Annotated in this window: 21 protein-coding genes; 10 read left to right on the top strand and 11 right to left on the bottom strand. The window is 71.8% G+C overall.

Going from position 1 to position 23,365, the window contains the following annotated elements; genetic code table 11:
• The first annotated feature begins 214 nt into the window (after window positions 1–214).
• The 6 genes from AC068D_RS02095 (at window position 215) to AC068D_RS02070 (ending at window position 6,703) form a co-directional block, all read left to right on the top strand.
• Window positions 215–2,014 (top strand): AMP-dependent synthetase/ligase, encoded by a 1,800-nt coding sequence (locus tag AC068D_RS02095; RefSeq protein ID WP_478820978.1) that lies wholly within the window; start codon window positions 215–217, stop codon window positions 2,012–2,014.
• A gap of 240 nt (window positions 2,015–2,254) precedes the next feature.
• Window positions 2,255–3,097, top strand: a complete 843-nt coding sequence (locus tag AC068D_RS02090; RefSeq protein ID WP_478820977.1) for an aldo/keto reductase — start codon at window positions 2,255–2,257, stop codon at window positions 3,095–3,097.
• Window positions 3,098–3,521: 424 nt separating this feature from the next.
• Window positions 3,522–3,995 carry an RICIN domain-containing protein gene (locus AC068D_RS02085; protein ID WP_478820976.1) on the top strand — a complete coding sequence of 158 codons (474 nt, stop codon included), beginning with the start codon at window positions 3,522–3,524 and terminating at the stop codon, window positions 3,993–3,995.
• 70 nt (window positions 3,996–4,065) lie between these two features.
• Complete coding sequence (locus AC068D_RS02080) at window positions 4,066–4,971, top strand: LysR family transcriptional regulator (protein ID WP_478820975.1); 906 nt, start codon at window positions 4,066–4,068, stop codon at window positions 4,969–4,971.
• Between the two features lie 113 nt (window positions 4,972–5,084).
• Window positions 5,085–5,651: a cysteine dioxygenase family protein gene (locus AC068D_RS02075; RefSeq protein ID WP_478820974.1), complete on the top strand. Its 567-nt coding sequence runs from the start codon at window positions 5,085–5,087 to the stop codon at window positions 5,649–5,651.
• Window positions 5,651–6,703, top strand: coding sequence for a YeiH family protein (locus tag AC068D_RS02070; RefSeq protein WP_478820973.1), 1,053 nt, complete (start codon window positions 5,651–5,653; stop codon window positions 6,701–6,703). Before AC068D_RS02075 ends, AC068D_RS02070 begins: the two co-directional genes overlap by 1 nt.
• Before the next feature lie 99 nt (window positions 6,704–6,802).
• Here the strand turns inward: AC068D_RS02070 and AC068D_RS02065 are convergent, their stop codons facing one another.
• Together AC068D_RS02065 and AC068D_RS02060 are read right to left on the bottom strand one after the other, a co-directional pair.
• Complete coding sequence (locus AC068D_RS02065; protein WP_478820972.1) at window positions 6,803–7,684, bottom strand: class I SAM-dependent methyltransferase; 882 nt, start codon at window positions 7,682–7,684, stop codon at window positions 6,803–6,805.
• A gap of 27 nt (window positions 7,685–7,711) precedes the next feature.
• On the bottom strand, window positions 7,712–8,674 hold the full coding sequence (locus tag AC068D_RS02060) for an AraC family transcriptional regulator (protein ID WP_478820971.1): 963 nt from the start codon (window positions 8,672–8,674) through the stop codon (window positions 7,712–7,714).
• A gap of 317 nt (window positions 8,675–8,991) precedes the next feature.
• Here AC068D_RS02060 and AC068D_RS02055 point away from each other — a divergent pair, with 317 nt between their 5' ends.
• A complete protein-coding gene (locus AC068D_RS02055; RefSeq protein ID WP_478820970.1) occupies window positions 8,992–9,840 on the top strand; it encodes an NmrA family NAD(P)-binding protein in 849 nt (282 codons plus the stop codon).
• A 45-nt stretch (window positions 9,841–9,885) separates the two neighbouring features.
• Here AC068D_RS02055 and AC068D_RS02050 read toward each other — a convergent pair whose 3' ends face one another.
• Together AC068D_RS02050 and AC068D_RS02045 are read right to left on the bottom strand one after the other, a co-directional pair.
• Window positions 9,886–10,623, bottom strand: a complete 738-nt coding sequence (locus AC068D_RS02050; protein WP_478821386.1) for a class I SAM-dependent methyltransferase — start codon at window positions 10,621–10,623, stop codon at window positions 9,886–9,888.
• Between the two features lie 66 nt (window positions 10,624–10,689).
• Complete coding sequence (locus tag AC068D_RS02045) at window positions 10,690–10,995, bottom strand: 4a-hydroxytetrahydrobiopterin dehydratase (protein ID WP_478820969.1); 306 nt, start codon at window positions 10,993–10,995, stop codon at window positions 10,690–10,692.
• Between the two features lie 1,118 nt (window positions 10,996–12,113).
• Here AC068D_RS02045 and AC068D_RS02040 point away from each other — a divergent pair.
• Window positions 12,114–13,373: an ATP-grasp domain-containing protein gene (locus AC068D_RS02040; RefSeq protein ID WP_478820968.1), complete on the top strand. Its 1,260-nt coding sequence runs from the start codon at window positions 12,114–12,116 to the stop codon at window positions 13,371–13,373.
• Between the two features lie 677 nt (window positions 13,374–14,050).
• On the opposite strand, the gene AC068D_RS02035 is transcribed toward AC068D_RS02040, so the two are convergent.
• The 5 genes from AC068D_RS02035 to AC068D_RS02015 form a co-directional block, all read right to left on the bottom strand.
• Window positions 14,051–14,242, bottom strand: coding sequence for a hypothetical protein (locus AC068D_RS02035; protein ID WP_478820967.1), 192 nt, complete (start codon window positions 14,240–14,242; stop codon window positions 14,051–14,053).
• Between the two features lie 61 nt (window positions 14,243–14,303).
• Window positions 14,304–14,651, bottom strand: a complete 348-nt coding sequence (locus tag AC068D_RS02030; RefSeq protein ID WP_478820966.1) for a hypothetical protein — start codon at window positions 14,649–14,651, stop codon at window positions 14,304–14,306.
• Between the two features lie 91 nt (window positions 14,652–14,742).
• Window positions 14,743–16,155: an amino acid permease gene (locus AC068D_RS02025; RefSeq protein WP_478821385.1), complete on the bottom strand. Its 1,413-nt coding sequence runs from the start codon at window positions 16,153–16,155 to the stop codon at window positions 14,743–14,745.
• Between the two features lie 98 nt (window positions 16,156–16,253).
• Entirely contained in the window at window positions 16,254–18,398 is a 2,145-nt protein-coding gene (locus AC068D_RS02020; protein ID WP_478820965.1) for a phage holin family protein, read from the bottom strand.
• A gap of 274 nt (window positions 18,399–18,672) precedes the next feature.
• Window positions 18,673–19,089: a hypothetical protein gene (locus AC068D_RS02015; protein ID WP_478820964.1), complete on the bottom strand. Its 417-nt coding sequence runs from the start codon at window positions 19,087–19,089 to the stop codon at window positions 18,673–18,675.
• A gap of 172 nt (window positions 19,090–19,261) precedes the next feature.
• Here AC068D_RS02015 and AC068D_RS02010 point away from each other — a divergent pair, with 172 nt between their 5' ends.
• Window positions 19,262–20,035 carry an MBL fold metallo-hydrolase gene (locus AC068D_RS02010; RefSeq protein ID WP_478820963.1) on the top strand — a complete coding sequence of 258 codons (774 nt, stop codon included), beginning with the start codon at window positions 19,262–19,264 and terminating at the stop codon, window positions 20,033–20,035.
• Window positions 20,032–20,676 carry a DedA family protein gene (locus AC068D_RS02005; protein ID WP_478820962.1) on the top strand — a complete coding sequence of 215 codons (645 nt, stop codon included), beginning with the start codon at window positions 20,032–20,034 and terminating at the stop codon, window positions 20,674–20,676. Before AC068D_RS02010 ends, AC068D_RS02005 begins: the two co-directional genes overlap by 4 nt.
• Before the next feature lie 74 nt (window positions 20,677–20,750).
• On the opposite strand, the gene AC068D_RS02000 is transcribed toward AC068D_RS02005, so the two are convergent.
• Together AC068D_RS02000 and AC068D_RS01995 are read right to left on the bottom strand one after the other, a co-directional pair.
• Window positions 20,751–21,887 carry an MBL fold metallo-hydrolase gene (locus AC068D_RS02000; protein WP_478821384.1) on the bottom strand — a complete coding sequence of 379 codons (1,137 nt, stop codon included), beginning with the start codon at window positions 21,885–21,887 and terminating at the stop codon, window positions 20,751–20,753.
• A 211-nt stretch (window positions 21,888–22,098) separates the two neighbouring features.
• Entirely contained in the window at window positions 22,099–23,319 is a 1,221-nt protein-coding gene (locus tag AC068D_RS01995; RefSeq protein WP_478820961.1) for an aminotransferase class I/II-fold pyridoxal phosphate-dependent enzyme, read from the bottom strand.
• Window positions 23,320–23,365 lie beyond the last annotated feature (46 nt).

Below are 23,365 nucleotides of genomic sequence, written 5' to 3'. Positions count from 1 at the left end.
CGGTGCAGATTCCTCCGGACGCTACTGACTCTTCGGTCAGAACTCCGCCCAACGCTTGCCCTCATGGCCGGATTTGGACGGCTGACCAGCAGCTATGCGATATGTGCCGAGTTGCTCGAGGGGCTCCCCCGCGCAGGCGCGGTGGGGTACCGTCACCGGCGCTGTGCGGAGCGCCACAAGGAGCAGGTCATTGCGTGAGTTCACGGTTCCACCCTTGGCGATGGCACCCCCTGTCGGCGGACTGGCGGATGTCGTGTTCGACCATGCCCTCAGTGATCCGCACCGGGTTGCCCTCGGCCGCAAGGACGAGCAGGGCGAATGGCGCGACGTGACCTCCGCCGAGTTCCGTGACGAGGTGCTGGCCATCGCCAAGGGCCTGCTCGCGGAGGGCGTGCGGTTCGGCGACCGGGTCGCGATCATGTGCCGTACGAGATACGAGTGGACCCTTTTCGACTTCGCACTGTGGACGGTGGGCGCGCAGTCCGTACCCGTCTACCCCACCTCGTCCGCCGAGCAGGTCTACTGGATGCTGCACGATGCCGAGGTGTCTGCCTGCATGGTCGAACAGGAGGACCATGCGATGACGATCGGCTCGGTCATCGACCGGCTCCCGCAGCTGAACCGTCTCTGGCAGCTCGACAAGGCGGCCGTCTCCGAACTGGTCGCGGCGGGCACGCACATCGACGACGAGGTCGTGCACCGGCACCGGCGGGCCGTGACGCCCGAGTCGGTCGCGACCGTGATCTACACATCGGGGACGACGGGCCGCCCCAAGGGCTGTGTGATCACACACGCCAACTTCATGTACGAGACCGACACGCTCATCGAGCGCTGGGAGCCGGTGTTCCACTCCAAGCCGGGTGACGAGGCCGCGACCCTGCTCTTCCTGCCACTCGCGCATGTCTTCGGGCGGATGGTCGAGGTGGCAGCGGTACGCGGCCGGGTCAAGATGGGCCACCAGCCCGTGCTGCAGGCAAGCGCACTGCTGCCCGATCTCGCGTCCTTCCGGCCGACGTTCATCCTTGCCGTCCCGTACATCTTCGAGAAGGTCTTCAACGCGGCCAGGCGCAAGGCGGAGGCGGGAGGCAAGGCGGGGCCCTTCGACAAGGCGGCCGATGTGGCGGTGCGATACGCGGAGGCCATGGAGCACCGGGCCTTCGGTCTCGGTCCCGGGCCCTCGGCGGGACTGCGGTTGCAGCACCAGTTCTTCGAGAAGGTGGTCTACCAGAAGGTCCGGGAGGCGATGGGCGGCCGGGTCCGCCATGCGATGTCCGGAGGTTCGGGCATGGACCGCCGGCTCGGTCTCTTCTTCGAGGGCGCCGGTGTCACCGTGTTCGAGGGGTACGGGCTCACGGAGTCGACCGCTGCGGCGACGGCGAACCCTCCGGAGCGCACCAAGTACGGGACGGTCGGGCAGCCCATCCCCGGGACGACGATCCATATCGCCGAGGACGGCGAGGTGTGGGTGAACGGCGGCCAGGTCTTCTCCGGCTATCTGAACGATCCGAAGTCGACCGACGCCGTGCTGAACGACGGCTGGCTGGCGACGGGTGACCTGGGCGCGCTGGACGAGGACGGCTATCTGACGATCACCGGGCGGAAGAAGGAGATCCTGGTGACCTCGGGCGGCAAGAGCGTCTCGCCCGTCGGCCTCGAGGAGCGGGTCCGGTCGCATCCGCTGGTGGCCCAGTGCATCGTCGTGGGCAACGACCGGCCCTTCATCGCGGCGCTGGTCACCGTGGACCAGGAAGCGGTCGAGCACTGGCTGGCCATGCACAACAGGGCACCGATGCCGCCGGCCGAGCTGGTGCGGGACCCGGAGTTGGAGAAGGAGATCCGCAGGGCGGTGGTCGCCGCCAACACGCTGGTGTCACAGGCCGAATCCATCCGGACCTTCCGGATACTCGCGCATCCGTTCAGCGAGGAGCACGGGCTGCTGACTCCGTCGCTGAAGCTGAAGCGGAAGGCGATCGAGAAGGCCTACGCGGCCGAGGTGGACGCGTTGTACGGCTGAGCCGACAGGCGCTTCTCCAGGACGCCTCATCCCGGGCACCGCACCCCCGTCCGTCCCCCGTCGTCCCCGCGCGGACCGGCAGGTCTCTCCCGGACCGGCGAGGAGTGCGAGTCATGACGGAACACGGTCAATGATTCCATGGCCGTGGCGGTTCCGGCCGGCTTCGCCCGCGGGAATGTGACGGCCGAAGTGATCGTTGACCTGGAAAGCAGCAACCGACGACGTAAGGATCGACCGCTCGTGAGCAAGGTCCCCTCCATCACCCTCAACAACGGTGTCTCGATGCCGCAGCTCGGCTTCGGCGTCTGGCAGGTGCCGGACGAAGAGGCGGCAAGGGCCGTCGGTACGGCCCTGGAGGCCGGTTACCGCAGCATCGACACCGCAGCCATCTACGAGAACGAGAAGGGGACCGGCAAGGCTCTCGCCGCGTCCGGGATCCCCCGCGATCAGCTCTTCGTCACCACCAAGCTCTGGAACAGTGCCGCTGAGACCTGGACGCGTGACAACGTCCTGCGCGAGTTCGACGCATCGCTCTCCAAGCTCGGCCTCGACCATGTGGACCTGTACCTGATCCACTGGCCGCGCGCCGTGCGCGACGACTACGTGGCGATCTGGAAGGCATTCGGCGAGCTGGCGGCGAGCGGTCGCGCGAAGGCCGTCGGCGTCTCCAACTTCAAGCCGGCCCAGTTGCGCCGCGTGATCGACGAGGTCGGTCTCGTTCCCGCCGTCAACCAGATCGAGCTCCACCCCCAGTTCTCCCAGGCGGAGTCGCGCGCCTTCCACGCGGAACACGGCATAGTCACCGAGGCCTGGTCGCCGCTCGGGCAGGGCAGGGGTCTGCTCGAGGTACCGACGATCGTCGCGATCGCCCAGAAGTACGACAAGACGCCGGCCCAGATCGTGCTCCGCTGGCATCTCCAGCTCGGCAACGTGGTGATCCCGAAGTCCGTGACCCCGTCCCGGATCGCCGAGAACATCGACGTGTTCGGTTTCGAGCTGGACGACGAGGACATGACGGCCCTGGCCGCCCTCGACGAGGGCAGGCGCCTCGGGCCGGACCCGGACGACTTCGACTGGAACTGAGCCGGGGAGCCCGGCGCCGCCACCGGCCTCGCGGTCCTGACGGCGGCGTCGTACCGCCGGTGCTCACAGCGGCACCCTCGGAAGCGGCGCACGGCCCCGGTGGCCGGTCACCGGGTGCGGAACCCGGCCACCGGTGGTGCCACGCGCCGCCCCGGCTCCTGCCCGGGGCCGGTTGCCGGTGGATGCAGCCGCATCCGGGCCCGGGCTCCCACGCCTCGGCACAACTCACGTACGTGGAAAACCACTTCTCGTCCCGCGCTCGGCCCGCACCTCCCGCCATCGGCTCCCCTCCGCAGGGCTGGACGCCGCACGCGAGCCAGCGGCTCCGCGACGACGCCGGCCGGGCGGCCGGCGCGGGGGACCGCCGGCCGCCGGCGTCGCCCGAGGCCCTCGGCAGGGACACACCTCACGTAAGGTGAGGCACATGAGCGAGCCCCACTCCCCCGCGACGGCACCGTTCCGGGAAGGCCGCCATCTGGTGCGCAACGTCGGCAGCGGACTGCTCCTCGAGGTGTACAACGGCGCCAAGGGCAGCGGTGCCAATGTGCAGCAGGGCAGGGAGACGGGGGCGCCCGCGCAGCAGTGGGACGTGACACTCGCCGGCGGCGGCTTCTACCACCTGATCAACGCGAACAGCGGCAAACGACTCGACGTCGCCAATGCGTCGACCGAGAACGGTGCCAATGTGCAGCAGTGGAAGGCGAACAATTTCGGCGCCCAGGAGTGGCTGATCGAGCAGCATCTGGACGCGCCCGGGACGGTGACGCTGATCAGCCACATCAGCGGGCTGTTGCTGGAGGTCGCGGACGGATCGACCGCCGACGGGGCCAATGTGAGGCAGTGGGAGGACACCGACTCGCCTTTCCAGTGGTGGCGACTGGAGCCCGTCGTTCCGTAGTCGTCACCGACTCAAAAGCACTGCCCCGGCACCATCGCACCCTCCCAATTTCTGCTTATGCTTTTTCCTTGTGTTCGACTCCCGCTACATCAAGACCTTCCACGAGGTGGTCAGGACCGGTTCCTACTCGGCCGCCGCCCGGTCGCTCGGCTACACCCAGCCGGCCGTCAGCCAGCAGATGAAAGCGCTGGAACGGGATGTCGGCACACCGCTGTTCACCCGGGTCGGACGGGGTATCCGCCTCACCGAGGCCGGGGAGTCGCTGAGACGGCACGCCGGGACCATCCTCGACAGCCTGACGACGGCCCAGGAACAGATAGACGCCATAGCGAGGCTGCGGTCCGGACGAGTACGGGTGTGCGCCTTCCCCAGCGCCGGAGCCACCGTGATCCCCGAGGCGATGGCCCGCCTTGCTGCCGAACACCCTGGAATCAGGGTGGAGTTGGTGGAGAGCGAGCCACCCGAGTCGCTGCGGCTGGTAGCCCGGGGCAGTTGCGACATCACCCTGGCCTTCAGCTATCCGGGACAGCGCACCGAGATCCCCGACGGGCTGGAGGAGATCCGGCTGCTGGAGGATCCGCTGACGGTACTGCTTCCCACCGGGCACCCGCTGGCCCGGCGCCGTGCCGTGCGGCTGGCGGACCTGGCGCACGAGAGATGGATCGCCGGGTGTCTGCGCTGCCGGGCGAACTTCCTGCATGCCTGTGCCGAGGAAGGATTCACTCCGGACATCGCCTGCACCACGGACGACAATCTGGTGATGCAGAGCCTTGTCGCGGCTGGGGTCGGCATCGCCATGGTCCCGGCGCTGGTGCTCTCGTTCCTCTGTCACAGCAAGGTGACCGGACGGATCGTGGAGCCCCACACCCGCCGTCAGGTCTATGCCTACGCACTCCGCGACCATCTGCGCATTCCCGCCACGGCTCTGGTGCTCGACCGGCTCGCGGCGGTTGCCGAGGCGAAGTCCGGCTGTTGAGAACGGCTGTTCAGAGCGGTCGTCGGGTATCGCCCGATCCATAAGCGGTTGTTGGGGGCCCGGCAAGCAATCGTCCTTGGACGCATGGCCTCCGACGGGCCGACGCTGCGTCCATGACTCCTCCGAACGCGGCCACGACCAGCCCTTCCCGGACCACGGCCCGTCTTCGCGCCCTGGTGGCGGAGATACGCGAGGCCGTGAACCAGGGGCTGCCACCGGAGCCCACGGCACGGCTTGTCGCGGATCGGCTCGGCCCGTACCTCGGCACACCCGACCTGCTCACCCCCGAGCACTGCGAGGGTGACCCCGAGCAGTACCGCCAACATGTGCTGCACGCCGAACACGACGGCAGTTTCTCCGTCGTGGCCCTGGTCTGGCTGCCCGGCCAGGTCACACCGATCCACGACCACGTCTCCTGGTGTGTGACCGGTGTCCATCAGGGCGAGGAGCACGAACGGCGCTACCGGCTGGTCCCGGACGGCACCACGGCCCGGCTCGTCGCCACGCACGACGTGGTGAACCCGGTCGGCGCGGTCGCCGCGTTCGCCCCGCCCGGTGACATCCACCTCGTACGCAACGGCGGTACGGGCACGGCGCTGTCCCTCCATGTCTACGGCGCCGACATCTCCCGCCTGGGCAGCAGCATCCGGCGTGTCTACCGCCTGCCGGCCGACCTCTGATGGCCCTCGCAGGATCGCGCACACACGGCATCGGTACACGCCGCGGGGGCGCCCGGCCAACCGCTCCTTCCGGTCCCGGCCCGGGTCTCGTCCTGGCCGCCGCGGGGGTGGGCACGGCATGGCTGGTGCACTTCGCCCTGCCGGGCGTGCCGATGCTGACCGCCGCCGTCGTGCTGGGCGTCGCCGCGGCGCACACCCCGTGGCTGCGCGCCCGTATCCGTGGCAACTGCCGTCCCGGGCTCACCCTGGCCACGAAGAGGCTGATGCGTGCCGGGGTCGTCCTGCTCGGTCTCAAACTGAGCATGGCGGACGTCCTGGGCCTGGGGTGGACCACGGTCGCCATGGTGCTCGCGGTGGTCGCCGCGACGTTCCTGGGCACCTGGTGGCTGGGGCACCGGCTCGGACTGCCCGGCGACCAGCCCCTGCTGATCGCCACCGGCTACTCCATCTGCGGAGCTTCCGCGATCGGCGCGGTGAGCGCGGTGCACGACAGCGACGAGGACGACGTCGTCACCTCGGTGGCCGTCGTGACGCTGTGCGGCACCCTCGCCATCGGCGTACTGCCCTTGCTGCAGGGGCCGTTGGGCCTGGCGGACGCCGAGTTCGGCCGCTGGGTCGGCGCGGGGGTCCATGATGTGGGGCAAGTGGTCGCCACCGCCCAGACGGCGGGCAGCGGGGCACTGGGCGAGGCCGTCCTGGTCAAACTCATGCGGGTGGCGCTGCTGGCCCCGCTGGTCGCAGCGGTCGTGGTCGCGGCGCGCCGCCCCGGCCGCACGGCCGCACGCGCAGGGCGCCCACCGCTCGTGCCGCTGTTCGTCATGGGCTTCCTCGCCATGGTGGCCGTCCGCACCACGGGCGTGCTGCCCGAAACCGCCCTGGGCGCAGCCGGCACGGCTCAGGAACTCCTGCTCGCCACAGCCCTCTTCGGCCTGGGCAGCGCCGTGCATCTGCCGTCGCTCACCCGGACCGGCCCCCGGGTGGCCGTGCTGGGTCTGACTGCCTGGGTTCTCATCGCCGGGGCTTCGTACGCGGGCGTGGTGATCACGGGCTGAGGGCCCTCCCGGACCGCGGCGACCGTCCTGTGGTCATGCCGCCGAGGCCGGCTTCCGGATGGTCCCGGGCGGGATCCGGAAGCCGCTGTCCCCGCCCGCTCAGCTGCGTCGCGCCGTGTGCACCGTGCGGACCTCCAGCATGAAGCAGTCCGGGCGGTGCATCAGTCCCCCCTTGTCGTCCGGGTCCAGCAGGCGGTCGAGCACGGCCGTGTCGTCGACGCTCAGCCGCCCGTCCAGGGCCTTGCGCTGCCAGGCGAACGAGGCGACGAGATGCTCGCGCACGGCGACGGTGACCGGGGCGGGGATGTCGAGCAGGAAGGACCGGCTGACGGAGGGGGTCAGGCTCGCCGCGGCGAGCAGGGCCCGCCAGTCCTCGGTCTCCGACCTGGCGTCCGGCAGGCCTTCCCGCATCTCCTCGAACCATTCGGCGCCGGCCGCATCCAGGCGGCTTTCGAGGCCCGGCCGGCCGATGCCGATGTCGCGGGGCAGCCGACGCGTCGGCAGTCCGCCTTCGACGAGAGCCAGCAGCCCACCGGGGCGCAGCAGCCGTGCCAGTGCTGTCAGAGCAGCACGCTGGTCGCCCAGGTGGTGCAGTGAGTTGCCCGCCCAGACGAGATCCGCTTCGCCCAAGTCACCGATGTCGTCGGGCATTTCGGCCGGGTGGACCTGCACCCGGCCACCGAGCCCCATGCGCTCGGCCCGGGCTCGGGCCCGGTCGAGGAGTGCCGGAGTGGAATCCACCGCGACCACCTCCGCGTCCGGGAACGCCTCGGCCAGGTGGCAGCTGACCACTCCCGGGCCGCTGCCGATGTCGAGGATGCGGCGCACGGCAGCGGCGGGCAGCTGCTCGGCGATCCAGGCCGCCGTCTGCGTGTACATCGGTCGTTGCAGTTCGGCGCCGCGTTCCATGAGCGGGGCGAGTTCGTCCCAGTCGATCGCGGTGGATCCGGTGCCGTGATGTTCGTGGTGGTGAGAGCTCATGCCGTCAGGGTGCGCGCTCGTGGGCGGTCATGGCGAGTCGTGTTGCCGTTCCGGCAAAGCCGCCGCGGTGCGGTGCTCCTGCGGGCTCAGTCCGCGCACCCGCTTGAACGCGGCGCTCAGCGCGAACGCTCCGCCGTACCCGACCTGACGCGCCACCGCCTCCACGGTCGCGTCCGTGTCCCGGAGCAGGTCGGCGGCAAGGGCGAGCCGCCAGTCCGTGAGGTACGCCATCGGCGGCCGCCCCACCAGATCGGTGAAGCGGCGCGCGAGCCCGGCCCGGGAGACCCCGCACTTCGAAGCGAGCGAGGCGACGGTCCATGGGTGCGCAGGATCGTTCTGCATCAGCCGCAGTGCCCGGCCGACGACCGGGTCGCCCATCGCCCGGTACCAGGCGGGCGGCTCGGCACCGGGCCGGGAGAACCAGGTCCGTACCACCGCGATCAGCAGCAGGTCCAGCACCCGGTCCAGGACCACGCTCTGGCCCGGCTCGTCACGGCTGATCTCCTCGTCGAGCACGGGCATCAGCGGGCAGTTCCACATCTCTGCGGGCAGGTGCAGCAGACCCGGCAGGGCGTCCAGCAGCCGCCTGCTGACCTCGCTGTCCATCCGGTAGGTGCCGATGAGCACGGTGGTGCTGCCGTCGGGCGCGTTTCCCCAGGTCCGCACGCCCAGGTGCATGGACTCGGCGAGCGGCTCGTTCTGGAGGGTGGTACAGCTGCCGCCCTGGCCGATCACCGCATACGGCGGGGTGTCCGGGCGGTCGGCGGCGAGATACGGATCGGGCCCGCGGGCGATCGCGACATCCCCGGGGCGCAGCAGTACCGGGTCACCGGTGTCGGGCACGACCCAGGCCTCGCCGCGGGTGACGCACATCAGACAGAGCGGTGCACGGTCCTCGATGCGTACGGACCAGGGTGGTTCCATCACCATGCGGAGCAGAAAGGCTCCCCTGGCGCGGGGCCCGTCGAGCAGTCCGGCGAGTGCGTCCATGGGCCGAGCCTAAGGGCCGTCCCGTAATCCCCGGCGGGCGCACCACGACAGCTACGGCACTCCCCCAGCTGCCGCTGGGAGGCCCCCCACGCTGTGTTGTCGGAGCGTCCGAACACCCCCAGTACGAGGACACCCCTCCGCCTGACGATGCTTCCCCCCGACCCTGGCGGGCCCGGGGAGACCCCATGCATCCGACGCCGCGCGCCGATCCACCAGAGATGACCGGACAGCACTTAGGCCGTCCTCGTGGACGCTTGCGTAGGGAATCGAGCCTCTTCCGCATGGAGAGTCCAGGCTGCGGCCGGGAATCTGGAGCCATGACCGAGAACACGAAGCAGGCGGAGCAGCAGATGACGGTGCTGGTGACGGCGGCGAGCGGCAAGACCGGCCGCCGAGTGGCGGAGCGTCTGGTGGAGCGTGGAGTGACCCTGCGGGCCGGCTCGCGCCGGGGCGGGGTTCCCTTCGACTGGGAGGAGGAGCTGTCATGGGGTCCCGCGCTGCAGGGCGTGGACGCCGCCTATGTGACGTACTACCCGGATCTGGCCGCGCCGGGTGCGGTCCACGCCATGCGCAGCTTCGGGCGGCTGGCGGCGCAGAACGGGGTGCGGCGGCTGGTGCTGCTCTCGGGCCGGGGCGAGCCGGAGGCGGCGCGCGCCGAGGAGGCACTGCGGTCGGCCGGGGTGCCGCTGACGGTGGTGCGTGCCGCGTTCTTCGCGCAGAACTTCAGCGAGGGGGCGATGGCACCGGGAGTCCTGGCCGGGGAGATCCCGTTCCCGGCGGGCACCACGGCCGAGCCCTTCCTCGACCTCGACGACCTGGCGGACGTGGTGGTCACTGCCCTCACGGAGGACGGCCACGAGGGGGTGACGCACGAGCTGACGGGGCCCCGCCCGCTGACGTTCGACGAGGTCGCGGCGGAACTCTCCGTCGTGACGGGCCGCCCGGTCCGCTATGTCGCGGTGTCCGGCGAGGAATACCGGGTCGTCCTCGAGCAGTTCGGTGTCCCGGCCGCCGACGCGCAGTGGCTGACCGATCTGTTCACCCTGCTGATGGATGGCCGCAACTCCCGTGCCACGGACGGTGTCCAGCAGGCCATCGGCCGCGCTCCGAAGGACTTCACGGACTTCGCGAAGGGTGCGGCCGCGTCGGGGGCATGGCCGGCCTGACGCACCTGCCCCGGCCGGGGCAGGTGCGTTCGCGCTGAGCGCGGGTCAATCGCCCCGGACGACCCGGCGCAGTGCGACGAGGCGGAATCGGGGATCGGGGCGGGGCTCGTCCGGATCGGGCAGGGCGGACAGCCGCGCGGCGAGCCCTTCGGCGAGGGTGCCACGGGCCGTCAGCCGGGAGGCGTACTCACCGCGCAGCAGCGCCTGGGCGGTGCTGCGCGGCGAACGCCCCTGCCCGTGGCCGGTGAAGTACGTGTCACCGGCCGGGGCCAGTCCCACTGCCGCACCGAACGCCTCGATGCGCTCCGCGTCGTCGTAGACGTCGGTCGTCCGGTAGGGCGCGAGCACCGCATCGACGTCGCTGCCCACGTCGTGCCCTGCGTCCTTGTCGACGGTGGTGACGAGGACCCCGCCGGGACGCAGCACCCGCGCCGCCTCGGCGACGACCGCACGTGCGTCCCGCACAAGGTGCAACAGCCACACCGCGCTCACCGCGTCCACGGAGGCGGCGGGCAGCGGCAACCGCCGCACGTCGGCGAGGACGACGTCCCTCGCCCGGCGCGCGGCGATCCTGGCCATGCCGTGCGAGGAGTCGGCACCGAACACCCTCAGCCCCGGGCGGCCGAGCCGCTCGGTGACGAGTCCGGTGCCGCAGCCGACGTCGAGGAGCGTGCGGGCGGCCGCCGGCACGAGGGAGAGCACCGCCATGGCCGCCGCGGCGGCTCGGGGAACCCCGCCGCGCGTGGCGTCGTAGAGCGCTGCCTCCACGTCGTAGTCGAGCAGTCGGTCCTGCCCGGCGCCGGCGGCCCCCGATGCCTCGTGGGCGCTCTCTTCGTCCTTCAGCACTGTTCAGCTCGCTCCATGGTCCGGGGCGACGGTCTCCACGCGCCGGGCGAGTTCGAAGTCGCGGTCGGTGATGGCTCCGCCGGCGTCGTGCGTGTTCACGGTCAGATTGACGGTGTTGTAGCCCAGCGTGAGATCCGAGTGATGGTTCAGCTCGTCCTGGATCTGCGCGACATGCACGACGAGTGCGGTGGCCGCGAAATGGTTGCCGAGCCGGTATGTGCGGGCGATCCGGTCGCCTTCCTGGGACCAGCCTGGCAGTTCCCGCAGCCTGTCCTCGATCTCCTTCTGCGACAGTGGCTCTGTGGGCATGGGGCTCCCTCCGGGATCGTCTCCGGGCGACGTTACGGTTCGTCAGGACAACTGTCGCGCCCGACACGGGAGCGGCGCCACTGCTGCGCGGTCGGCATGAAGGGCGAAGTCCGATTCGGCGGGAACCGGCTCTGTGCGCCGACTCCTCGGGCACTCGTCGAACGGCTCCCCCATCGCACCGGGAAAGGGCGTGATCGCCGGATGGGCCTTCCCCGCCGGACCCGCACCGGGGCCGGAGCCACACCCCCGCCGGTGGGTGGCGGGTCCGCCGGGCCAGGTGCAGATCTTCCCGACGCCCGTGCGGGCGTCGGGGGCAGCGCCGCCACGGCGGCGGCGAAGGCCGTCCGGTGGCCGTGCTCGCGGGACAGACACGGCGGACGACGCATCGACGCCGCTGCCGGTCGAGAAGTCCTGTCGGCGCCCCGGCCCGCCGGCGTCCTCACCGGCAGCGGACAGACCGGCAGTGGACGGTCCCGTGTGGCCGGACCGGGCCGTGCCGGCCCGCAACCGGGGGGACGGGTCCCGTGCACAGTCGTCCGGCTTGGCGGGCTCCGGTCCACTGTGCCTGCACGGCGGCAGCGATGGCGCCCACTGGTCCCCGTGTCCCGGTCGCCGGCGTCACCGCGCCGCCGGTCGGCAGGCACAGCCGAAGGCCGGGATCTCCTCCTCATATGAAGGGCATCGAAACGGCGCGGAGGGGCGCGCCCTGGCACCACTGCCCCGAGGGGGCTGCCGAGTTCCGGTCACAGGGGCACACCGGCATCGGCCGGATGCGGTGTGACGCCTGGTGTTCCGCCACGACATGCGCAAGTGCCGGATCCCCGCTTCACGGCCACATCACCACCTGGCAGGGCCCGTTGCCACAAAGCTCTCCCCCACAGGAAGACTTGCTCCAGAAGCGCGGCTCCCACGAGGAATCGCCTCTTCGGTAGGGGCACGGCGCATGTTTTTGATCACGATCATTCTTCCTGTCACCCGTTGACCGTCGCCAGGCCCTCCGGATAGAAACGATGCATTGCACACCCAAGCCGCCCGTCGTCCCGCGCACGGGCGTCTCGCCCCAGGCGCCGCAGTCCATGGGTTCGACCCGACTCCCCCTGTTCCGGAAAGACTTCGCCTTGTCACCAGCACCGTCCCTGAACTCCGCGCGCATCGTCGTGGTCGAGCCCGCCTCCTCCGGGGGATCCACCCTGATCGGTGTCGCGGCCGGGATGGGGCTGCGCGTTGTCGTGGCAACGGCCGATGCGGGCGACCGCACGCTCCCGGATGCGGTACGTGCCGCCGCCGAAACGGTGCTGCGCGTGGAAACCAACGACCAGGCGGCGTTGGAAGCAGCTGTGCGTGAACTGCACAGGCAGGAGCCCTTCGAGGCGGTCCTTGCGGGTTCCGACATCTATGTGTCGGCGACCGCCCGGGTCGCGCACGCCCTGGGGCTCCCCGGACTTGCGGTCGACACCGTGGACCGGGTGAGGGACAAGGGTGTCATGCGGGCCGCGGTGTCCAGGGCGGGACTGCGCACACCCCGGTTCGCCGAGGCCACCTCGGTGGGTGAACTCACCGCAGCGGCCGAACACGTCGGTTTTCCCTGTGTGATGAAGCCGGTGGCCTGCTCCGGCAGCATCCATGTCAGCCGGGCGAACGACATGGCGGAGCTCTCTGCGGCTTTCCGCCGGCTGGTCACGGACCCCGTCCCCGACATGGGAGAGCTCCACGAGCACCGCGTACTGGTCGAAGAGTACGTCGACGGGCCCGAGTTCAGTGCCGACGGCTACGTTCTGAACGGCCGGGTGAACCTCGTCGCGCTCACCCGCACCCTGCTCGGCCCCGAGCCCGGCTTCGTCGAGATGGGTCATCTCACCCCGGCACAGGTCGACACCGGAACACTGAAGGCGGTCGAGACCTATGTGGCCGATGTCGTGGATGCCGTCAACCTGAGCTCCGGCCCCTTCCACTGCGAGCTGCGGGTGACTGCCGAGGGACCGGTCCTCATCGAGATCGGCGCACGACTGCCCGGAGGCCGGATCGTCGAGCTGCTGCGTCTGGTCACCGGCGTGAGCCTCCCCAAGGTCGCGATCGCCACCTCTCTCGGACTGGCCCTGGAGGAGGTGGGAGCGTTCGCCCCCGCGCAGGCCGCGAGTGCCGGGGTCCGCTTCTTCTCCGCCGAGGGTCGCACGTCCTACGACGAACTGGTGGGGTGGCAGGAGGTGACGGCGCTGCCGGGGGTCACGGAGACGTCGCTGTACTTCGGGCCCGGCGAGGCCATCCTCGATGTCGAGGACTGCCGCTCACGGCTGGGCCACGCGTTGTTCACGGCCGACTCGCCCGGGGACGCGCTCGCCCGCTGGCAGTCCCTCGGCGATGCCGTCACCCTGAGCTGACCGGACACAATCACCGTCCGTGCACAGACCCGTCCACGGGCGGCCGCACGGCGATGCCCGTCGCAGCAGAACCGGACGCACGGGCATCCGCCGGGTGCCGGCCTGCAGGTCGCTCGGCACTCAGGACCGCGGACGCAGCGCGGTGGCGGTGTTCCTCGCAGACGGCCCACCAGCTGTCGCCTCCCTCGCCCGCCACGTTCACACTTCAGCATGCGGTGTGGGGACACGGGGCATTCCAGGCACAGCGCCGTCGGTGGGACGGTGTACCCGGGCGGCGCCTGTCCCGCCTCCACCTGATCGGCGGCTCCATCAGCGCCATGGGCTCGGTGAAACGGATCCCTGCGCGCCTCGCGGCCGAATGGCACAGAAGCGTGGAAACGACACGGGATCCGATCGTCCGCTTCGCCCGGGCAGCGATCACGTCCGCACGTGCGAGGAGTCGTCCGTCGCGATCACGGATGAGCGGCGGTCGGCAACCCCGCGACCCGGTGGCCGACTTGCGCCTCGAGCGCCCTGCCGAAGGCCTTCACGGGGAGCCACCGCACTGACATGGGGTGGCTCCCCCTTGCGAAGGGCTGAATGCAGCCCGGAGGCCCGGCGCTCGTCCGCACCACCGGGGCGAGCCGGTGCGGGTGCGGGGGGTTCCCGAGGACGGACGCTCCGGGGAGAGGACGGGGTCAGTGGGCCGGACCCGCGTTCCGTCCGTCGCTGTTCTCCGCAGCGGGCGCGGACGGTTCGGTTTCCCTGTCGTCGGCCCCGGACGGCGAGTCGTGCGCGGTCGACGACGGGTCCGTACGGACGACCTCGGCACGGATCATGGCGTTCACGGCTGCATAGGGGTCGATGTGCATGGCTGTCTCCTTGCGCATGAGGAGGGGGATGGAGTCCGGAACGGGACACGGCACGCAGGTGCCGGCCCCGTGGGACCTCTCAGCAGCGCAGAACCATCGACCTGGTGGAACGGTGCGGGCGCAGCGGCGCAGAAGGCACCGCCGCGCCGGGCAGGCACCACCCGCAGGCGCCGGTGTCCTCGTCGTCCGACGCGGGTGGCCCGCAGACCCGCGCACGCCGCTCCGCCCGGCCGGACGGGGACTGTTCCGTTTCGGATGTGTCCTGCTGGCCCTCACCGGCCGGGTCCGCGGGTGCGGAGGCAGGCAGGGGTTCGGCACCCCGCGGTACGAGGGCCGCGGCGCCCGTCTGCGTGCCGAGTACGGCGACGAGCGACATCAGCACGACGAGTGCGGCACGAACGCCTGCACGGTGCGCGGAACGGTTCACGGGCACAACCTCCTGCACCTGCCACTTGTGCCCGCCGACCGCTCCGGGCCGAACGCCCCGGGCCGGGAACCGCTCCTGTGGCCTACGCCCGTTACGCCGAACGCACCTCGCGTGCCGCGTCCGCCTCGCCGGCCCTGGCGAGGACCTCGCCCTCGGCCGTGGCCGCGGCATGCCGGCTGCGCGCCGACATCCAGGCATGGACGAGCACACCTGCGAAGAGGAACAGCACGCCCTGGTAGACGGCCGCATGGCCCGATCCGGCCACGAGCCACAGCGAGAAGGCGGCGGCGACCGCCGCGAGCGTCCCGTCGCGCAGCAGCCGGGCCCGGCTGACCAGGTGCGACCGCCCCGAGGCCAGGTAGTGGATCTGCGCCGCGGTGGACAGCAGATACGGCACGGTGGCCGTGAACGTGGTGACGAGGACCAGCATCTCGAAGACCCCGTCCGAGCCGAGGGTGTAGTTGTACACCGTGAGCAGCGAGGCCAGGACGACGGTCACGAGCACGCCCACGGTCGGAACTCCGCGGCGCTTGCGTGCGAAGGCCGCCGGGAACAGGCCGTCCCGAGCCGCCGCGTAGGGCGTCTGGGCGCTCAGCAGCGTCCAGCCGTTCAGGGCTCCGACCATCGAGACGAGCGCCATGCAGGCCACCGCAGTACCGCCCCAGGTTCCGCCGAACATCGCGTCGACGGCGTCGGAGAACGGTGCGGTGGATTCGACGAGCCGGTCGTGTGCGACGGTGCCGAACACCGCGAGCGTGCCGAGCAGATAGAGCACCGCGGCCCCCACCGTGCCGAGGATCGTGGCGCGCCCGACATTGCGTTGCGGGTCCCGGACCTCGCCCGCGCTCACCGCCGCGGACTCGACGCCCAGATAGCTGAAGAGCAGGATCGCCGCGGAGGCCGAGAGCGCGCCCATCGTGCCCGAGCCGCTCGCCTCGAAGGGTCCGAGGTTGTCCGCGTCGAAGAAGAGGAGTCCGCCGACTGCCACCAGCAGCAGGGGGACGAACTTCATCACGGTCGCGATGAGCTGGACGGCACCGACGTACCGCGTGCCGGCCAGGTTCGCGAGAGCGGGCAGCCACTGCAGGAGCAACGCGGCCGCGATGGTCGCCGGCCTGGACCCGTCGAGCGGCACCAGGATGTCGAGGTAGCCGACTGCGGCGACGGCGAGGGCGGCGTTGGACACCCATGCCGTGATCCAGTACGACCAGGCGGCGAGGAAGCCGGCGAAGTCACCGAAGGCCTCACGGGTGTAGACGTAGGGCCCGCCGGTCCGCGGATGGCGCTCGGAGAGCCGCCCGAAGACGAGCGCGAGTGCAATGGCGCCGACGGTCAGGACGGCGAAGGCGAGAAGGCTCACGGTGCCGAAAGGAGCCACGGAGGCGGGCAGCAGGAAGATCCCGCCTCCGATGATGTTGCCCATGACCAGAGTGGTGGCGACCGGGAGCCCGAATCGCCTGGCATGTTTGCTCTGCCCCTCGCTTCGCTCCCCGGCGGCCGCCATGGTCGAGTCGTGCTGGGGAACCGTCGTGGTCATGGGGGTGGTGCGCCTTTCTCCGTGCAAACCCGACCATGTTCGGGGACGGTGAACGCTGCACCAAATCAATCCATTTTGTCCTGCGCGGTCCCCTCGGCCGCCGGAAATGCTTCGCCCTTCCGGCCCGGTGACCGCTGATCCTCCGCCTTGCCGAGGGGTACCTGAGGAGCATGTGCGTCGCCCGGCGACTCACCGAGCCAGCGCCGCAGCACCTGGTGCACCCGCTCCGCGCCGACGAGTCCCCCGCCGTCCCGGACGGGTGCGGAGAGCTCGCAGGGGTACAGCAGGAAGGGGTACGACTGCTCCCCGCCGAGGCCGCCGTGCGAACCGATCTGTTCCTCGAAGGCGTGCACCCGGCCGCTCGCGGGGTCGTACATCGAGTTGACCATGATGTCCGCGACATGCGGGAACGAGTCGGTGCGCCGGACGCTCTCCGCGGCTCCCCGGCCGAAGACTGCCAGCGGTCCGGAACCGTCGAGTGTGTCCACCGGCAGTTCCGCGCCGTCCCTGGCGAGCACCACCGAGCCGTGCCGTTCGCTGCGCACCAGCAGGAAGGCGATACCGGGGTGGTTGGCGAGTGTGCGCAGCAGGGCGGGGTGGCGACGATCGATCTGCTCCCGGCTGAGCCGTCCCGGCACTCCGGGGAAGGAGATGAGGCCCAGGTTCCCGGAGGCGAGGACCACCGGGTCACAGTCGCCCGACGGCAGCTCGTCGGTGTCCTCGCCGCCCACGGGCGGCCGGTGCAGCGCACTGCGCAAGGCGTCCCTGGCTGCGTCGCGGGCCTCCGCTCCGCTCCTGGTGCGCCCGGCGCGGCGCGACACGGGCAGTCCGCAGCCGGCCCGGACAAGGTCCTTGAGCGTCAGCCCGTATGCGGCCCGGAAAGTCTCGCCGGGGCTCTGGCCGTGGTCGGAGAGGAGCACGATCCGATAGGTGCGGGGCGCGTGGTCGGCGACCTTGGCGATCAGCGCGACGGCACGGTCGATCCGTTCGAGCACCTTCGCCGCGTCACGGCTGTGCGGCCCCGAGTGGTGGGCGACCTCGTCGTAGGCGACGAGGTCTGCGTACACCGCCGCACGCCCGGCCAGCATGTCCCCGATCACCGCGGCGACCACGACGTCCCGCTCCACGACCGTCGCGAAGGCCCGGATGAACGGATAGAGCCCACCGCGGCCGACGCGGGGCTCGTCGCCGCGCAGCCGGGAGCGGAGCGACTGGCCGATCTCACGGGCCACCTCGGCCACGAAGGAGACGGCGGTGCGCACGGCGTTGGCGGGATCGGAGAAGTAGGCGAAGTAGCCGGCCCGGGAGCGATTGGCCCTGCCGCGGCGGGCGGCGACGGAGAGCACCAGCGCGAGCTGGTCGGCGCCTCCGCTGAACAGATTGCCGCGGCTGGCCCCGTCCAGACTGAGCAGTCCGGCGTCGCGCGTGCGGACCATGGCCCGTCGCTGCAGCTCGGCGGCGCTCGCCGGCCGGTTGCTGACCATGATCCGGCCGGTGTCCTTCTCGTACCAGCGGAATCCGGGGACGTCATGGTTCGATCCGTGCAGGATGCCCAGCTGGCTGGCACCCGTCTGGCTGGACCAGTCGGTGCGCCAGCGGGTCAGCCGGTGGGACCTGTCCAGCCAGCGCGCCACCGTCGGCATCAGACCGTCCCCGACGGCGCGGAGCAGCACGGCGTGGCCGACCCCGTCGAGCTGCAGGAACACCGTTCCCGGCGGGGCGTTGCCGGCAACCCGGCCGCCGCGGCGGCGCCGCCGCCGGTCCGCGAGACGGGAGAGCCGGCGTCGGTAGGCGTTGTCGTCCCCTACGGCGAGCGCGGTCGACGTGGCGGAGGCGACCGCCGACATGACCGCGGCGACCACGACCGCGGTCTCCGGGTCGGCAGCGCCGCGCCCGTCGGGGATCAGCCAGAGCGCTATCAGCAGCAGCGAGCCGTTGAGGAAGAACACCAGCAGCCCGAGCACGAGGGCCGGGACGAGCAGCAGCGCGCGTACGACCACGGGCCAGACCAGCGCGCCGAGCAGACCGAACGCCCCCGCGCCCCAGGCCGCGGTGATCGCCGTTCTTGTGACGCTGTCACCGTCGGGGGACTGGAGCTCGAAGTCCGGGAGGATCCCGGCGAGCGCGAGCATCGTCAGGGTGGACACGATCCACACCACGATCACCCGCAGCAGGGCGCCGCCGGCGGTATGCCATCGTCGCTCGCCCACGCGCCGTCACTGCCTCTCGCCGTGCCTGGGATCCAGCGTGGCACAAAGCCGGGCAGGCTCCCCCGTATCCCTCGGAAGAAGAACCCGGGACACACGGAGCGTCCATGCGTCCGGCCGCCCGACGGCTTCGGGGAGCCCGGGCACAGCGGCCGGTGTCCGGCGTACGGGAACGCGGCCGTCCGGCCCGGCACGGAGACGAAGGCGCGGCCACAGCTGCCGGCGGACATCGCGGCACGGGCACGGCTGCCTGGCGCGGGACCGGGCTCCGGCGCCCTCAGCAGCCGTCGTACCCCGCAGTCGGCATCGACAGCCGCCGGTGCACGCTCGCCTTCTTCGCCGCGTCGTAGACCGGCTCGTCGAGACCTGCGGTCTCCAGCCGCACCCCACGGCGTTCGCACTCGGCAGAGAACGCAGGCACGGAGGTCAGGGCCCGCGCGAGCACCCGTTCGTTGGGGGCGACGAACAGGTCGACGAGGCCCGCTTCGACGTCCGCCCACAGCACACCGTGATCGGGGCGCAGTCCGTAGAACAGCAGCTCCCGGGTGACCACATAGCCTTTGCCGGCGGCCCAGCCGGCACACATGGCGTGCTGGCTGCGGGTGTCGACGAGGAAGGGATCGCTGTCGAGTTCCTCGAGCGGGGTCAGACTGGCGATCGACGCCACTCGCACGCCGTCACGTACGTCGTCCATGGACCGTCCCCCTGCGCCCTGCCCGCTGCATCGCCTGTCGTCGGCGACGACCCTACTCCGAGTACGGCGGGGTGAGGGAGGCGCATTCGGGGGGCTGACGGGGCATGGTCCTGGTGTCGCGAGCGCCTACGCTCGTACGGGAGGACGGTCGCCGGAAGCGAGGAGGCGGTGCGTGCCGGTGGAGGTCACATGGTGGGGTCATGCCACCTGCACGGTCGAGGACTCCGGGGTCAGGGTGCTGACCGACCCGTTGTTCGTGGGCAGGCTCGCCCATCTGCGGCGCCGTCGCGGTGAACTGCCGCCGCCCGCGGCCGCGGTCGCCGAAGCCGTCCTCGTCTCCCATCTGCACTCCGACCATCTGCATCTGCCCTCGCTGGCGCGTCTCGCACCCGGCACGCGCCTGGTGGTGCCGCGCGGGGCCGCGCGAGCGGTGCCGGGGCTGAGAAGACTGGACGGGCTGCGGATCATCGAGGTGGCACCGGGCGACGAAGTGGTGGTGGAGGAGCTGCGCGTAAGGGCCGTACCGGCGGCGCACGACGGGCGGCGGCTTCCGGTCGGCCCCCATCGCTCACCGGCGCTCGGCTATGTGATCCGGGGCGAGGCACGGACGTACTTCGCCGGCGACACCGGGCTGTTCGACGGAATGGCCGAGGCGGTCGGACCCGTCGATGTGGCCCTGCTGCCGGTCGGCGGCTGGGGACCGTTCCTCGGGCACGGGCATCTGAACCCGGACCGTGCGGCGCGGGCGCTCGCGGCGCTGGTGCCGCGCTCGGCCGTGCCCGTGCACTACGGCACGTACTGGCCGATCGGCATGGACGCGATCCGGCCGCATGAGTTCCACTCCCCGGGGGACGAGTTCGTACGGAAGGCGGCGCGCCTGGCGCCGAGGGTGGCGGTGCACCGGCTGGGGCACGGCGAGAGCGTCCGGCCGGAGGTCGCCTGGTGACGGTCGGGAACGTGGTGGGGCAACTGCCTCCGGAGTCGACGCAGCAGGCCGTCGGCTACCCGTCCCTGTTCCTGCTCGTGGCGCTGGGTGCCCTGGTGCCGGTGATTCCGACGGGGGCGATCGTGAGCTCCGCGGCGGTGGTGGCGTTCCATCAGACTCTGCCGCTCACGCTGCTGCTCGTGTTCGTCGTGTCGGCTTTTGCGGCGTTCACCGGTGACATTGCACTGTACTGGCTCGGGCGACGTGGCGTCGGGTCGACGAACGGTTCGAGGTGGCTGGAGGCGCTGCGGGAGCGGGCCGCGCCGGAACGGCTCGCCCGGGCACAGCACAAGCTCGACGAGCGTGGCGCGACCGTTCTGGTGCTGTCGCGGCTGGTGCCGGCGGGGCGTGTCCCCGTGATGCTGGCATGTCTGCTCGCCGGAATGCCGCTGCGGCGGTTCGCCCGGGGCGATGTGCCCGCCTGTCTGGCGTGGGCGGCGACGTACGGTCTCATCGGGATCCTCGGAGGCTCGCTGTTCCAGGAGCCGTGGCAGGGCGTGCTCGCCGCGGTGGCGCTCACCGTGGTGATCAGTGCGGGGCCCGCGTTGTGGCACAGGCTGCGGCGGCCGCGACCGGGCACGTCCGGTGGTCCGCGGGCGTGAGTCACCGCCCGGCTTCCGGTCCGTGGACAGGGACCGGGCGGCCGCCGGTCCGGTCCGAGGACGGGGCCGCCGGTTCAGCCCATGGCCGACGGGCCCAGCTCGGCGCCGGTCCGGTCCGAGGACAGCAGGCGTGAGCCGCCGACCGGCAGATCCCACAGCCGATCGCGCGGGAGACCGGTGTGTTCCCAGGCGACCAGCAGACGGGTGAACGGCTCCAGCACGGGCTCGGCCGAGAGCACGAACGTCGCCCAGTGCATCGGCGCCATGTTGCGGGCGCCGAGGTCGACGAATGCCTGCACGGCCTCTTCGGGATCCGTGTGCACCGTACTGAGCCACCACCGCGGCGCGTACGCCCCGATGGGCAACAGCGCCAGATCGATGTCCGGATGGCGCCGGCCGATCTCCTTGAACCAGTGGCCGTATCCCGTGTCGCCCGCGAAGTAGACCTGCCGTCCGCACCGGTCCGTGAGGACCCATCCGCCCCAGAGCGAGCGACAGGTGTCGGTGAGGGTGCGCTTGGACCAGTGGTGCGCCGGTACGAAGTCGAACCGCACCGAATCCCCACCGGGCGCCGGGAGCTCGGCCGCCTCCCACCAGTCGAGCTCGGTGACACGGGTGAATCTGCGCCGCCGGAACCAGCGGCCCAGCCCGGCGGGTACGAACACCGGGGTGCGCCTGGGGAGACGGGCGATGGTGGGGGCGTCGAGGTGGTCGTAGTGGTTGTGGCTGATCACCACGGCATCGACGGGTGGCAGATCCTCCCAGCGGACGCCGACGGGTGTGAGGCGGGCCGGGGTGCCGAGGATCCTGCGCGACCACACGGGGTCGGTGAGCACGGTCAGTCCCCCGATCGCGACCACCCAGCTGGCGTGCCCTGCCCAGGTCACCGCGACGTTGCCGGTGCCGGCCGCGGGCAGCGGCCCGGGCGCGAACGGCAGTTGCGGAATGTCGGCCAGTCCCGCGGCGGCGGGCCGCAGGGCTCCCTCCCGCGCCAGCCGGGCCATCGCCCGCACCCCGGGCAGCGGCGCGGTGAGCCGGTGGGCGAAGGAACGAGGCCAGCGGCGGGTGAGTCCGAGCGGGCGGAGCCTGCCGGTGCTCCCGGCCCCGGCCTCCGCTCCCGCTCCCGCTCCCGCTCCCGCTCCCGGCGGATGTTCCCGGGGCGCCGTCCCGGGCGGGTGCCCCGCGCTCCCCGGCCGCGCTGAGTCCGGCAGGGCCGGGCGCGGCGTGTTCCCGGTGGGCGGGACGGTCCGGGCCGGTCCGCGGGCGTCGGGCCGTCCGGCCGGACCACCGGGCGGTGCGGGGGCGGTCCGCGCGGCCGGGTGCCCGGTCCTCGGACCGCGGGTGGCATGCGGCGGGGGCTCCGTGTGGTCCGTCATCTCGGCTCCGTTCGGCGCGGGTGGGGCTCGCGGTTCGGGGGCGGGGTCAGCGGAGTTCCTCGAGCACAGCTCCGAAAGAGGTCAACGACCGGGCCACATGGGGCAATTCCAGTGGCCGGTCGGCGGCGAGCGCCTCCAGCCGCTCCTCCGGCGTGGCGCCGAGCAGCGGGCCGGTGCCCAGGCGGACGCGGAGAGCGCCGAGTTCGTCGCCGAAACGGTGACCTCCGGGGGACAGGGCATCGAGGCGGGCGGTGAGATAGTCCTCGAGTTCCATGGAGTCGGTGACTCCGCGGGCGGCGAGGCGTGCACGGAGCGGGCCGAGGTCGGCGTACAGATGCCGGCCGGCCTGCGGCGGGCGGGCGAGGGCACCGGCCGCGAGGACTGCGCGGTGGGCCGCGGCGGCGACCTGGGCGTGGAGCGCGGCCGCACGTGCGGCCCGCGCCGTGACGGGCCCGGGTTCGCCGAGGGCGTGGGCGGCCGCGACTGCGACCGGGCCGGCCACGAATGCCCCCAGGGCGGTGAGGATGTCGAGAACCCGGGCCCGGCGGCCCGCCGCCCGCTCGGTGGCGGGAAATCGGGCGGTCGCCACCGGCCATGCCGCCGGGGTGAGCGCACCCGACAGATCGCTGACCACGGTCACGTCGTCGGGACACATCTCGGCCGGGCTCAGCAGGACCCGCTCGTGCGGCCGGTGCAGGGTGTCCCGCCAGGTCTCGTCGCTGATGATGTGCAGCCCCTCGTCGACCGCGGCCTCACAGGCCTCGCGCACCAGCTCCGGCGGGGCGACCGTGGCGGTCGGGTCGTCGGCGACGGACAGGAGCAGGAGATGCGGTGCACCGCCCTCGGCCCGTACCCTGCGCACGGTCTCGAGGAGTGCGTACGGATCGGGTACACCGCCGCACTCCGCAGGTGTCGGCACGTGGTACGCGGGGCGTCCGAGCAACCGGGCCTGCGGCGTCCACCAGGCGGGGCACGGCCGCGGCATCAGCACATCGCCGCCGTGCGCGGCGAGCAGGGCGAGCAGCAGCGGCTGTGCGCCGGGGGCCGCGACGAGGTCCTCGGGGCGGCTGCGCAGCCCGCGCCGCCACCAGTAGCCGACCGCCGCCTCCCGTAGAACCGGTCCCCCGCCGGACGGCTCCGGGGTCGAGGTGCGGCCGGCCGCGGAAGCGAGCACTTCGGCGAGTTCGGGAAGCACGGGCAGACCCGGTTCCGGTGCGGGCGGACCGTAACGGACTGGACCATGGCCTTCCGGTTCCGTCCGCTGCATGTGCCCACCTCCCGTGCTCGCGCCCGGGGGACCTTGCCCCGGCCCA

This window comes from Streptomyces sp. NPDC043861, from assembly GCF_056435905.1.
The sequence above is the reverse complement of the archived record's forward strand: the minus strand, read 5'-3'. Positions and strand labels throughout refer to the sequence as shown.

Coding starts and splice junctions, on each gene's coding strand:
- AC068D_RS02055 (WP_478820970.1), top strand. CDS start 8,992: ATGACCGAGAACACGAAGCAGGCGGAGCAGCAGATGACGGTGCTGGTG.
- AC068D_RS02085 (WP_478820976.1), top strand. CDS start 3,522: ATGAGCGAGCCCCACTCCCCCGCGACGGCACCGTTCCGGGAAGGCCGC.
- AC068D_RS02075 (WP_478820974.1), top strand. CDS start 5,085: ATGACTCCTCCGAACGCGGCCACGACCAGCCCTTCCCGGACCACGGCC.
- AC068D_RS02015 (WP_478820964.1), bottom strand. CDS start 19,089: ATGGACGACGTACGTGACGGCGTGCGAGTGGCGTCGATCGCCAGTCTG.
- AC068D_RS02070 (WP_478820973.1), top strand. CDS start 5,651: ATGGCCCTCGCAGGATCGCGCACACACGGCATCGGTACACGCCGCGGG.
- AC068D_RS01995 (WP_478820961.1), bottom strand. CDS start 23,319: ATGCAGCGGACGGAACCGGAAGGCCATGGTCCAGTCCGTTACGGTCCG.
- AC068D_RS02025 (WP_478821385.1), bottom strand. CDS start 16,155: ATGGCGGCCGCCGGGGAGCGAAGCGAGGGGCAGAGCAAACATGCCAGG.
- AC068D_RS02065 (WP_478820972.1), bottom strand. CDS start 7,684: ATGAGCTCTCACCACCACGAACATCACGGCACCGGATCCACCGCGATC.
- AC068D_RS02060 (WP_478820971.1), bottom strand. CDS start 8,674: ATGGACGCACTCGCCGGACTGCTCGACGGGCCCCGCGCCAGGGGAGCC.
- AC068D_RS02035 (WP_478820967.1), bottom strand. CDS start 14,242: ATGCGCAAGGAGACAGCCATGCACATCGACCCCTATGCAGCCGTGAAC.
- AC068D_RS02045 (WP_478820969.1), bottom strand. CDS start 10,995: ATGCCCACAGAGCCACTGTCGCAGAAGGAGATCGAGGACAGGCTGCGG.